Source organism: Hydrogenivirga sp. (assembly GCF_056450045.1).
In genome coordinates, this window is record NZ_JBWONM010000070.1 from 1 (window position 1) to 11529 (window position 11529).

At 52.0% G+C, this 11529-nt stretch carries 14 protein-coding genes; 8 read left to right on the forward strand and 6 right to left on the reverse strand.

Features of this window, described 5'->3' with window-relative positions:
- The coding region (locus AC1HCM_RS02895) for a hypothetical protein (protein ID WP_479460274.1) at positions 1 to 354 on the forward strand (354 nt) is incomplete at its 5' end.
- A 22-nt stretch (positions 355 to 376) separates the two neighbouring features.
- The gene (locus AC1HCM_RS02900; RefSeq protein WP_479460275.1) at positions 377 to 1555 is read left to right on the forward strand and encodes a hypothetical protein; all 1179 of its coding nucleotides are present in this window, start codon (positions 377 to 379) and stop codon (positions 1553 to 1555) included.
- On the opposite strand, the gene purM is transcribed toward AC1HCM_RS02900, so the two are convergent.
- Genes purM through plsY form a run of 5 tightly spaced genes read right to left on the reverse strand, consistent with a single transcriptional unit; the run spans position 1548 to position 6032 of the window.
- Positions 1548 to 2555: a phosphoribosylformylglycinamidine cyclo-ligase gene (gene purM / locus AC1HCM_RS02905; RefSeq protein WP_479460276.1), complete on the reverse strand. Its 1008-nt coding sequence runs from the start codon at positions 2553 to 2555 to the stop codon at positions 1548 to 1550. The two genes, AC1HCM_RS02900 and purM, sit on opposite strands and share 8 nt — an antisense overlap.
- Positions 2552 to 3115 (reverse strand): RNA 2',3'-cyclic phosphodiesterase, encoded by a 564-nt coding sequence (gene thpR / locus AC1HCM_RS02910; RefSeq protein ID WP_479460277.1) that lies wholly within the window; start codon positions 3113 to 3115, stop codon positions 2552 to 2554. Before thpR ends, purM begins: the two co-directional genes overlap by 4 nt.
- 10 nt (positions 3116 to 3125) lie before the next feature.
- On the reverse strand, positions 3126 to 4025 hold the full coding sequence (locus AC1HCM_RS02915) for a hypothetical protein (RefSeq protein ID WP_479460278.1): 900 nt from the start codon (positions 4023 to 4025) through the stop codon (positions 3126 to 3128).
- Positions 4003 to 5457, reverse strand: a complete 1455-nt coding sequence (locus AC1HCM_RS02920) for a glycosyltransferase family 39 protein (protein ID WP_479460279.1) — start codon at positions 5455 to 5457, stop codon at positions 4003 to 4005. The genes AC1HCM_RS02915 and AC1HCM_RS02920 overlap by 23 nt, the downstream gene beginning before the upstream one ends.
- Positions 5454 to 6032 (reverse strand): glycerol-3-phosphate 1-O-acyltransferase PlsY, encoded by a 579-nt coding sequence (gene plsY / locus AC1HCM_RS02925; protein ID WP_479460280.1) that lies wholly within the window; start codon positions 6030 to 6032, stop codon positions 5454 to 5456. Before plsY ends, AC1HCM_RS02920 begins: the two co-directional genes overlap by 4 nt.
- Positions 6033 to 6151: 119 nt before the next feature.
- On the opposite strand from plsY, the gene AC1HCM_RS02930 reads away from it, so the two are divergent.
- The 6 genes from AC1HCM_RS02930 to AC1HCM_RS02955 are packed head-to-tail and all read left to right on the forward strand — an operon-like array spanning position 6152 to position 10496.
- Positions 6152 to 7336: a TolC family protein gene (locus tag AC1HCM_RS02930; protein WP_479460281.1), complete on the forward strand. Its 1185-nt coding sequence runs from the start codon at positions 6152 to 6154 to the stop codon at positions 7334 to 7336.
- On the forward strand, positions 7333 to 8697 hold the full coding sequence (locus AC1HCM_RS02935) for an efflux RND transporter periplasmic adaptor subunit (protein ID WP_479460282.1): 1365 nt from the start codon (positions 7333 to 7335) through the stop codon (positions 8695 to 8697). Before AC1HCM_RS02930 ends, AC1HCM_RS02935 begins: the two co-directional genes overlap by 4 nt.
- 12 nt (positions 8698 to 8709) lie before the next feature.
- Positions 8710 to 9078 carry a DUF411 domain-containing protein gene (locus AC1HCM_RS02940; RefSeq protein ID WP_479460283.1) on the forward strand — a complete coding sequence of 123 codons (369 nt, stop codon included), beginning with the start codon at positions 8710 to 8712 and terminating at the stop codon, positions 9076 to 9078.
- 13 nt (positions 9079 to 9091) lie between these two features.
- Positions 9092 to 9511 (forward strand): hypothetical protein, encoded by a 420-nt coding sequence (locus tag AC1HCM_RS02945; RefSeq protein WP_479460284.1) that lies wholly within the window; start codon positions 9092 to 9094, stop codon positions 9509 to 9511.
- A complete protein-coding gene (locus AC1HCM_RS02950) occupies positions 9508 to 10047 on the forward strand; it encodes a DUF2231 domain-containing protein (protein ID WP_479460285.1) in 540 nt (179 codons plus the stop codon). The genes AC1HCM_RS02945 and AC1HCM_RS02950 overlap by 4 nt, the downstream gene beginning before the upstream one ends.
- Positions 10044 to 10496 carry a nitrous oxide reductase accessory protein NosL gene (locus AC1HCM_RS02955; protein WP_479460286.1) on the forward strand — a complete coding sequence of 151 codons (453 nt, stop codon included), beginning with the start codon at positions 10044 to 10046 and terminating at the stop codon, positions 10494 to 10496. The genes AC1HCM_RS02950 and AC1HCM_RS02955 overlap by 4 nt, the downstream gene beginning before the upstream one ends.
- 149 nt (positions 10497 to 10645) lie before the next feature.
- Here the strand turns inward: AC1HCM_RS02955 and AC1HCM_RS02960 are convergent.
- The coding region (locus tag AC1HCM_RS02960; RefSeq protein WP_479460287.1) for a hypothetical protein at positions 10646 to 11529 on the reverse strand (884 nt) is incomplete at its 5' end.

Below are 11529 nucleotides of genomic sequence, written 5' to 3' on the forward strand. Positions count from 1 at the left end.
GAGATACTTGATGAACTCAACTCTTACGGCTATCCCCTCTACAGCATGAAGGACAAGTACATGCTTGAGGAAGGCGGCAGGTTCCAGCGCTTCTACCGCAGGGTGAGTGCCGCTTACGAGAAGCTCCTCTACGTCAAGAGGGGTCTCTTTCCCAAGATCCTTTTTGAGGAGGCTAAGGAGCTGAAGATACCGGTCTGCAGGGTGAAGGCTGAGGGAGAGGGCAGGAAGAGGCTTACAATAAGCATCAAAGACCCTAAGAGCGAGAAGGACGTGCTCAAGCTCATGACCCAGACTCAGCTCCAGTACGCCCAGCTTCTGGGTATAGAGGAGATAAACTTCAAGAAGTGCAGGTGATACAATACTGGAGGAGGTAAAAATGGAACTTTACTGCGACGGAGAGAGGATATTTGTCTCAAGGGACTACAGGGTTGAGGGTATCTCCAAGAAAGAGTTTATTGAGAGCTCAAGAGCGGAGGTTGTTTGGCAGTCGGCAAAGCTTTCCGAAACCCCGAGGAGGCTTGCCAACACGAGGTATCACCTGATAGGTGCGGGCGGTTCCCGTCTCATGAGGATGGACAGGAGGAGCGGTGAGACCGTTGAGGTTGATGTTGGAAACGAAGTTAAGGATATAGACACCGACCTCAGGGAGGTCTTTCTAAACACCGCTGAGGGTGTATACAGGATACCTGCGGAGAGGTTCGTTGAGGCTGAGCTGGTCAGGCTTCCAGTGTCGGATGTGCTTGAGAAGCCCATAAGATCTGTTGCCATCTTGGGCGGAGACCTTTACGTCCTGAGCCAGAGCTTCCTCTACAGGTTAACGAGGGAAGGTGAGAAGGTTGCAGAGAAGGCGATAGCAGATGGTCTTAAGCTCCTGACCGACTACGAGGGACCAGTGGTGATAACCGAGAAGGACGTGATTTACTTCACGAGGGATATGGAAGTTCTCTCCAGCGGTAGCTACGAGGGGAGCTTCCTAAAGGCTGAGCACGGTGCTTACAACACCTTCCTGCTTTCGGACAAGAGCTTCAGCATATTCGGCAAGACGGGTAAGAGGTATGCCCACGTTGAGAACGCCCACTACTCCTCCTTTACGGAAGGCTTGAACCACATCTACTACTACGATGAGGCTGAGAGTTCCCTCTCCTTGGGTGGAAAGAAGGACCTTCTCGGAGACAACTTCCAGGAGATAGATCTGACCACCCTCGTAGCCATACCTATGGCAGCCCTCATACTCGCCGAAAGGAACGGCGCGGAGGTTCTGATAAGGGAGGAGAAGGGCTTTATAGACGCCCACATAAACGGAGAACACGTCCCTATAGAGGAGGTCATCCTATTCCTCTCCAAGTATTTCCCCGAGGTCTTCTACCTTTACAAGAACCCGGGCTACTACGATGAGATAGAGAGCTTCGCCGAGAGGTTTGACCTTTTCAAGGTGGTGGGAAAGGACGTTATGCTCAACACCGACCTTCTTGAGAGGTTGATAGAGATGCACTCTTCCTTCAGGACCTTTGGAGAGGACATAGCCAGGGGCATAACCGAGTTAGCCCTCAGATGATATCAACGGACCTCTCCCCCTTTTCAAGGTGACCGCAGAGAAAGCCCTCCCCTCCGAGGGCTTCAATAGCCCTCTCCGCCTCATCCCTTCCCACAACCGCTATCATGCCGACACCCATGTTGAAGGTCCTAAACATCTCCCTCTCCTCAATACCACCGAGCCTCTGTATCCAGCTAAAGAGAGGGTTTTCGGGTATGCTCTCCTTCCTGACCACAGCCTTTATACCCTCAGGCAGTATCCTTATCAGGTTTTCAGGGATCCCGCCACCAGTTATGTGGGCAAGCCCCTTTACCCTTACCGCTGACCTCAGCCTTCTGACCTCTCCCGTGTATATCCTCGTGGGAATCAGGAGAGCCTCCCCAACTTTCATGTTGAGCTCCTCAATCCTGTCGGAGAGCTTTATACCTCTGTCTGCGAGAACCTTCCTTATGAGGGAGAAGCCGTTGCTGTGAAACCCAGAGGACTTCATCCCTATCAGGACATCCCCTTCCTCTATATCCCTTCCGGTAAGGACCTCCTCCCTCTCGCAGGCACCCACACAGAAGCCTGCAAGGTCGTAAACGCCCTCCGGATAGAAGCCTGGCATTTCGGCGGTCTCCCCTCCGGCGAGGACAACCTCACCCCTACTGCATCCCTCCACTATACCGTCTATCACCCTCTTTAGGGTCTCAAGCTCTATCTTGCCCGTAGCTATGTAGTCAAGGAAGAAGAGGGGCTTCGCCCCTGTGGTAATGAGGTCGTTAACGTTCATGGCGACGAGGTCTATCCCAACCGTGTCGTGGATGCCCATCTCCTGGGCAACTTTCAGCTTGGTTCCGACGCCATCGGTAGAGGAGAATATCACCGGATTTCTAAAGCCCTTTAGCTCAAAACCGCTGGCGAAGCCTCCGAAGTCTGTAAAGAGTCCAGAGGGGAAGTTCCTTTTAACCTTCTCCTTTATGTACCTGACGAACTCGTTCGCCCTCTCTATATCAACGCCGGCATCCCTGTACGTAGTCAATCCTCCTTCCTCCTGAAGTAGAACTCCTCAACGACGCTGTATATGGGACCTATGCTCGTGAGGGAGCTTGAGATGAGAGCTATCCTGTCAACCACCTCCTCACCGAAGTTAAAGCTCCTGTATCTGTTCATCAAGCCTCCCAGCTTCTTCCTGTCAACCTCCTTTATCCTGCAGATGGTAACGTGGGGATGGAAGGGCTTTGAGTCAACCCTAACCCCGGCGTTCCTGTTCAGCTTAGCCACCTCGTTTGCTATCCTCTTTAGCTTGTTCTCCCCCCGGGATACCCCTATCCAGAGTATCCTTGGTCTCTTCCTATCGGGGAAGACTCCGAGGGACCTGTACTGAACCTTGAAGGGTGTGTACTTTTCCGCTATCTGCTGGAGATTCTTGAGAACGCCAACAGCCTGCTCCTGACTTATATCTCCCAAGAACTGAAAGGTGACGTGGAGGTTCTGGGGCTCTATCCACTTCCCCTTCAGGTATCCCTTGGTCTCCTCCTTGAGCTTCTCAACGTGTTCGTAGATGCCCTTGGTGGTGAAGTAGCCAACGAAAGCTCGCATCCGCTCTATTTTACATCAGGCGGATGGAGGAGATTAGGGCTACGCTCCTAAGACCGAAGTAAAAGATGTTTACCTTGAACTTATAGGTGAGGACATGGGCTACGTAGTCGCCCCTTTCCCCGACAGGTACGTTTATCCTCCTCTGCTCATATATTCCCTTCCGCTTCCCGTTGTGAAAGAGCACTATGAGGGGATTCTTCACATCTGTGTCAATCACGTACCTGAAGCTGTAAACGGTGCTTCCTCCCGGAAGGTAAAAGCTCCTCTCCGAGTAAGCAAGAGCCCTGACCTTCTCTCTTCCAAAGAGGACGAGGGCTCTCCTGAAGAAGTCCTCCGAGTATGGCTCCCTCAGGAGCACATCCTTTGATAGGTATATGTTCTTCCCGCCGCTGAGTATCCCCTCGTAGGTCGGGAGCTCCAGACCGAAGAAGGTGGTAAAGAGAACCCTCCTGTCGTGGGCTAAGAGGTAGCACTTTGAGGGCTTGTCGTATATCCTCCTTGAGAAGATGCTCTCAGGAACCTTACCAGCGATGAGCTTCGGAACCCACTCAAAAACAAGGTAGAGGGTATCCTCCCAGAGGGGAATCTCAGAGGACCTTATCACCCTGCACTCCTCAGCCTCCTTTGTGGGGAAGAGCCTGTTGCCTATGCTTTCAGGAAAGTCACCGAAGACCATGTCTATACCCTTTTCCTCCATAACCCTCATGAGGTTCTTCAGGCTCCCGGCGTTGTTGGAGAAGGCTGTCTTTACATCGTAGGCGAAAGCGTAGCTGTAGACGACCGGCTGGGGGTAGAGCTCCCTCGGGGCGTAGTTAACCGAGGGGATGATCTTCACAGGAAGGAGCTGATAGGTGATAAAGCCCCAGAGGTAGAAGGTGAGAAGATACCTAATAGCCCTTTGGAACCTCATCAAACCTACCCACAAAGCCCTTAAGCCTGTAAATCCTGAAGCTGCTTATCCGCTCTCCCCGCCAGATGACCTCAACCTCCTTTAAGAATTCGTGGCTTTTGAAGTGCCTTTTAACCCTTTCGGGGAGTCCACCGTAGGTGACAAAGAGGGCGTTCTTGCCCCTGTAGCCGCCCAGACCCTCCCTCCAGAGGAAATACTGGGTCCTCCTTCCCATGTGGAAGACGTAAGTCCTCGGGTTTCCATCAACGTAGAAGGCGAGCTCGGCGGCGATCTGGTAGGCTGTGGAGAAGATGAACTCATCCCTTCGCACCCTGCTCACCTCCCTCCCAAGCCTCTCCCACCCGACCATCACCTTGACTGGATCTCTCTTCGGGGGAAGAAGGGACCTCAGCCCTAAAAGGTCCAGAAGGGGCGTGAAGTGGAGCAGGACTACGAGAGAGAAGCAGGACAGCACCACTGCGTAGAAGAGCTTTGAGGACCTCCTTCGGAGGTTTTCTAAGAAGATGACCGCAAGCATCGCACCCGTAAAGTAGCCAAAGCCAGCCCAGTTGGCGTAAACCTTCTTCCTGAGGGCGAGAGCTGAGAAGAAGAGGAAGACTGGAAGGGAGTAAATCGTGAGAAAGAGGAGGAACCTGTCCCTTGACCTTAAAGCCTTCCACCAGCCGTAAGCCATGAAGAAGAAGGGAATTACCGAGAGGAGCAGCATCTGCCCTCCGACGAACTCAAGGAAGGAGGAGAGGTTTGGGAAGCTTGCTCCCTTGTCCGCAAGGCTTGAGACGTGGCGAAAGGATATAAAGTCCCTCTGGATATTCCACACGAGAACGGGCAGGGAAAGGAGGAAAGCTGGAATAAGGGAGAGGTAGGGCTTCGGTGAGAGGAGGAGCTCTCTCCTGACGAGGAAAATGTACAGGAGCGTGAGGGGAAAGAGGAAGACAGCAGGATACTTGCTCAGGAAGGCGAGCCCCGCAAACACACCCACGCCTAGCCAGAGGGATAGGCTGTTTCTCTGGACAGCCCTGTATATGAGCATTGAGCTGAGCCCCCAGAAGAAGAGGAGGGGTGCATCGGTAGTCATGAGGAGGGAGTTTATCGCCCCACCGATCAGGAGATTTGGGAAGACAGAGGCTAAGAAGGCGAACCTTTCGTCCAGGACCTCCCTAACGAAGAAGAAGACAGCCACCGACAGGAGGAAGGAGAGAACTATTGGGGTTATCCTCACACCGAGCTCCGTGTTCCCCAGCAGGGATGTTGAGAGGAAGTTCAGGTAGGCGACCATGGGAGGTTTGGAGTAGTAGCTAAGGTCAAGGTGTCTGGACCAGTCCCAGTACTGAGCCTCCTCGGGGGAGAGGTCTATGGGATAAAGGAGCACGTAAAGGACCCTGAAGGTCAGGAATAGGAAATTTATCAGCAGGGCTGAGAACAGCAGCTTCATACCTTCGGCTCTTCACCTCTCCTCAGGCGCTCTATGTTTGAGCTGTGCTTTACGAGAATGAGCAGGGCTATTATAAGAGCCATGAGAACTATGTGGAGGGGATAGCCCGCCACCGCAAAGACGACCGGAGAGAGGAGGGAGGCGGCTATTGAGGCTAAGGAGACGTACCTCTTCCAGAGCAAAACGGCGCCCCAGACAAGGATCAGGAGGATAGCTAACTTGACGGAGAGGGCGAGAACAACGCCGAAGGCTGTCGCCACACCTTTACCTCCCCTGAAGTGGTCAAAGACCGAGAACATGTGCCCGAGGACGCTCGCTATGCCAACGAACATGACAGCCTTGCTCTCAACCCCGTAGAAGGAGACCGCCAAGGCGGTGGGAAGGAAGCCCTTGAGCATATCAAGGAAGAAAACGAGGATGCCGTACTTCTTCCCGAGGGCTCTGCTCACGTTCGTCGCCCCCACGTTCCCGCTCCCTACCTGCCTTATGTCAACACCCTTGAGCTTTGCCACGAGCTCTCCAAAAAGAACGGAGCCCAAGAGGTAGGCGAAGAGAACGAGGAGGAACTTCTCCATGTAGAAAGATTATATTAGCTTCTTCACCTCAGAAAAAGAGATTTTGTTCAAATTTACGTTAAATTAACGGAAATCATCAATATTGAATTCACGTCTTTAACCACATATGATTAAAGCCGATGAAACTTATCGCGGCTTTGCTCTTCCTTATCCTCTCGGGAGTGGGGATAGCTGGTGAGCTTGACAGCTTGATAGAGTTTGCCCTCAAGAACAACCCCCGCCTAAAGTCCTACGAAAGGGTGAAAGAGTCCCTCAAACACAGGGCGAGATACTCGGAGAGCCTGCCAAACCCCCAGCTCTCCTTTGCCCTCAACAACATAGATACGAAGAAGTACTTTCCCGACAAGAGCAACCCAATGAGCAGCTTTGCCCTCTACCTCTCCCAGAAGTACGTCCTTCCTGTAAAGAGGGAGAGAAGCTCCGCAATCTTCCTTCAGAAGAGCAGGGAGGTGGACCTCAAGAGGGAGAAGTTCACAAAGGAGCTCGTCAGAAAGCTGAAGGAGCTCTACTGGGAGTTCTCCTACTCCTTTGAGATGGAGAGGGTTCTAAACAGCATGAAGACGGAGATAGAGTCCCTTATGGACATAACGGAGGAGAAGTACAGGTACGGGAAGGCTCTCCTGTCGGACCTGATTCTCCTGAAGGTTGAGCTCCTGAAGGTTGAAGAGATGCTCGCAAGGGCTCGCATAATAAGAGAAACATCCCTTGAACGTATGAAGGCTCTCGCCGGGGGAGAGGTTGAGCTGAAGGGGGAAGGGCTTAATGTGCTCAGATTCCCCACCAACTTTTCCCCCGAGAAGAACGTGGAGGTTAGGCTCCTCACGGAGGAGCTCTCCGTGATAAAGAGGGAGGTTGAGAGGGCTAAGGTTGAGCACTACCCCGACCTTTTCCTCTCTGCAGGCTACGGCATAAGACCGGACATACCGAACCTAATAACCCTCAGGGTCGGCTTCACACTTCCGGTTTGGAAGAGGAAAAGGGAAGACCTCCTCGTCATGGAGAAGAAGGAAAAGTACAACGCCAAGCTCTATGAGTTTGAGGATGTGAAGCTTCGGGTCTCGGGCGAGTTCAGAGCCCTTGAAGAGTCCTACAGGATAAGCTCTGAGATACTTGACACCGTTGAGAGGGAGATTGAGGAGAAGAAGAAGGAGATTGAGGCTCTCCTTCTCGCCTACAGGTACGAAAAGACTGACATAAGGGAGATACTCAGGGCTTACAGGCTCCTGTGGTCCCTTGAGCTTGACAGGGCAAGGCTTGTAAAGGAGCTGAACCAGATAGTGGCAAAAGCGGAGGCGTTGCAATGAAGAAGTGGGTATTTTTGGCTGTGGCGGTAGTTCTTCTGCTGGCAGTTTCCCTCTTGCTCCTCAGGAGCGGAGGCGGTAACTACAGGGAGGTCATCACCATTGAGGACAGAGGGGTAAAGATTAGGATACTTTCCAGGGACGGAACCATAAAGGCTGGAAACAACAGGATAAGGATTGAGGTGAGCCCTCCGAAGAACCTCAGGGAACTGTACTTCTACATGCCACCCATGCCCGGCATGGATGAGATGAGGGATGCAGCAGCCCTCAGGGAGGTTGAACCCGGAGTCTACGAGGGGGAGCTAAAGGTAAGCATGGAGGGTCCATGGCAGATAAGGGCTGTCTTTGATGACGGTATGGTCACCAAGGATGTCTTCGTCCCCCTTTCCAAGAAAGCCCTAGCAGGAGGTGGACCTGCAACGAGCGCCCACGCAGGTCACATAATGGTCCGCAAGGACAAGCTCCAGCTCCTCGGGGTTATCACGGAGCCCGTTCAGAGAAGGGAGCTCGTAAAGAGCTTCTCAACGGTGGGTTATGTGAGCTACGACCTCGCAAAGATTTACGACGTCACCGTCAGAGCGGACGCCTGGGTTGAGGATACCTACGGGAGGTTTGAGGGAGAGTACGTAAGAAAGGGAACCCCTCTGATGAGGGTTCTCAGTCCCGATATACAGATAGCCCTTGATGAGCTTCGCCTTGCCAAGGAAAAGGGCGACCCCGACCTAATAAAGAAGGCTGAGGAAAAGCTAAAGTACCTATCAGTTAAGGAGGTCGTGAGGTCTCCCGCTGACGGGGTCGTCATCTCAAAGAGGGTCTATGAGGGAGGCTACGTGAAGGAAGGACACACAGCCTACAGGATAGCGGACATATCAACGGTGTGGATAGTGGCTGAGATACCCTTCAAGCAGGCTCGCTATGTAAAGAGAGGCACCCAAGCCCTGATAACCCCAGAGGATAACCCGGATAACATGCTTGAGGGAAGGGTGGACTACATATTCCCCGAGGCAGACCCGAAGGCGAAGACCGTCAAGGTCAGGATAAGAACGGCAAACAGGGGGATAGCCCTCAAGCCCAACACCCTCGTTGAAGTTCTCTTTGAGGTTCCCATCGGAAATGTCCTCGCCGTTCCGGAGACAGCCGTCGTTGATACAGGAAGGAGGACCCTCGTATTCGTGGAGATGGAGCCCGGCATGTACATGCCCGTGAAGGTAAAGCTTGGAAGGCGTGCGGAAGGCTTTTACGAGGTAAGGCACGGGCTCAAAGAGGGTCAGAAGGTGGTCACGAGGGGAACCTTCCTGCTTGACTCGGAGGCACAGATCAGGGGCGTTTACGGTGAAAGCGGAGGAGGACATCACCATCACTGAAGGAGGTGTGATATGAGGTGGCTTATAGTTTTATCAATCTTGCTCGGCTTCTCCTTCGCCAAGGAGATAACCGCTTTCTACAACCCCAACTGCGGGTGCTGTCACAAGTACTTCAAGAGGCTTGAGGAGAAAGGCTACAAGGTGAATAGGGTGGAGGTGAGCCCGGAGGAGCTCTTTAAGAAGAAGGACGAGCTCGGAGTTCCCATTGACAAACGCTCCTGCCACACGATGCTTATAGAGGGAAGGTTTGTGGAGGGGCACGTCCCGACCGATTGTATAGTGGCTCTCCTCAAGGACACTGCTGCGCAGGGTGTTTTCTCTCCCGATGGGACCATGAGCGGTTGGGGTATGGAGGAGAAAGATTTCTTTTTAATACGCTAAAAGGAGGTGTACCATGAAGAAGCTACTTCTATCCACACTGGCAGCCATAGGTCTGTCGGCAGCAGGTTTCTCCCAGATGATGGGAGGCATGATGGGAGGTATGGGACAGCAGATGCCCATGCAACCCTACGGCTACTACCAGCCTATGATGCCCATGATGCCTATGATGGGGATGATGGGTATGCACGGCGGAATGATGGGTATGGGTGGAATGGGCATGATGGGGATGATGCAGGACCCCCAAACCCAGAAGCTCATAATGGAGCACATGCAAAAGTGCCGTCAGGAGCTTATGCAGAAGCTGGCACAGAGGAAAGCTCCCCAGATGGCTGAGAGGATGCTCCACATGATGACCATGCACCCTGAGGCTTTCAAGGAAGCCCTCAAGAAGAATCCCCAGCTTAAGAAAAAATTGAAGGAGATGCTCAAGTGAGGAGGTTTATAATAGTTTCCTGCGCGCCTCTTCTCTTTTTCCTTTTTTCCTTCTCCCACGAAAGGTCTGCTGAAAAGGTGCCCAAGCAGGAGATAGGCTATCCTTCCATCGTCAAGCTCCATCCGCCCGTCGTTCACTTTGCTATAGCTCTTCCCTTCTTTGCCCTCCTCCTGGAGGGCTTTTACCACCTCAGGGGAAGGAAGCCCGATGGGGTGGAGTTCTTCACCCTCTTGCTGTCCTCCGGTGCCGTTGTGGGTGCAGCCCTGACGGGATACATAGCTCATGAATCCATGGAGAACCTTCCTATAGAGGAGAGAGCCCTTGAGCTTCTCCACACCCATGAGACCATAGGCATAGCCCTTGCCTTCCTCTTCTCCCTTCTCATACTACTCAGGGCTCTTTACTCTCTGAAGGGTTCAAATATGCTCCATCATCTTTACATGCTTCTTCTCCTTATAGGGGTTCTCCTCCTTCTCTATCAGGGGAATCTCGGAGGTAAGCTCGTTTACGACTTCGGTCTGGGGGTGTCAAGATGATTGTGAGGAAGCTGTCTCTTTTCCTTCTCCTCTTTACAGCTCTTGTCTTTGCCCAGCCAAAGGAGCCCCCAAAGGGTGCAAGGTGCGTTGTCTGTGGCATGGACGTGAACATGATGCCCGCTTTCACATCCCAGCTCAAGCTCAAAAGCGGTGAGTACGTCTATACGGAATCGCCAAAACACGCCCTGCAGTACTACTTCAAGAACAGGGACAGGGTGTCTCAGATATGGGTAAAGGACTTCTCAAGCGGTGAGTGGATAGACGGAACAAGAGCCTACTACGTGCCCGTTGAAGAGGGTCCCATGGGTCCAGACATCGTTGGCTTTAAAAGCCTTATAAAGGCAAAGAAGTTTGCAAAGAGTAAGAAGGTTCTAAGGTTCAGAGATATAGACCATGAGTTCTTGAAGCACCTTGATATGGGACACACTGATATGAAGCACATGCATTAGGAGGTAGGCTATGATGGACTGGGGAATGCACGGCTGGGGGATGGGACTCATATGGGTTCTCGTCGTCCTCTTCCTCATTCTCGGGATACTTGCCTTCGCCAAGTATCTGATGAAGGGTTAAACGAAAGGGGGCAGGCGCCCCCTTTTTCTTAAAAGGCGAAGTCCAGTATGAGGGACGTGAGATGGGAGTCCTCACCCCTTGAGTAGTTGTAGCTTGTGTATTCAGCCCCTACCCTAACGTTCGGTCTAATAAGGTAGGAGATGTGCAGGGTTGTGTCCTTCCTCTTCAGACCGTCTTCGTTGTCCTCCGTTAAAGGTATGTCGTCTTTGAACTTGTACTGTCCGTAAACTACGGAAATTCCCAATCTATTTTTCCAATATATTGTTCCGGAAAGATTAAAGCCTCGGTGCTTTACTTCCTGCGTTCCTGCAGAGGAAGAAAACTTGTCCTTACCGTCAAGATAAAGGGCGAGGAGCTCAAGTATAAAATTCCCAGATACATACTTTTGAACACCAAGGTCCAGACCTATTCTCGTAGCCTTGTCCTTAGTATAGGTAGTAGAGTTTATAACCAAATCTGTGCCATCAGGTCTCTGGAGTTTATCCTCTCCCGAGTAAAGAAAAGCTCCGACATTTATATCAGCAAACCCAGTTGGGGGCAAAACTGCAATCCTTCCGTATAGATCCAGAGGGTCTGAGCTTTTCTTGTTTATTATCTCTTCCTCTATGCCTATGTCTTCATTCTCAAGTCTGGAGGAACCAGTGTAGGCTCCTAAGTTCACATATAGTGTATTCGCAATGAAGGCGTAAACTGATGCCCCTCTGTTATTGAAGTCAAATATATCCTGAAGACCTTTGTTGCTTAAGGCGCCATGGGGAGTGGCTTTCTGGCGAGTTAATCTTCTTCCATGATAATCAAGGCTTATGAACGGATCTGTTCCTGTAGGTGAGGTCCAGCCACCTACTACACCTAACATGACGTTGCCGAGTTGTTTTACTCCAGCTATTCTTGCGTATTCAACATCCCACTCCC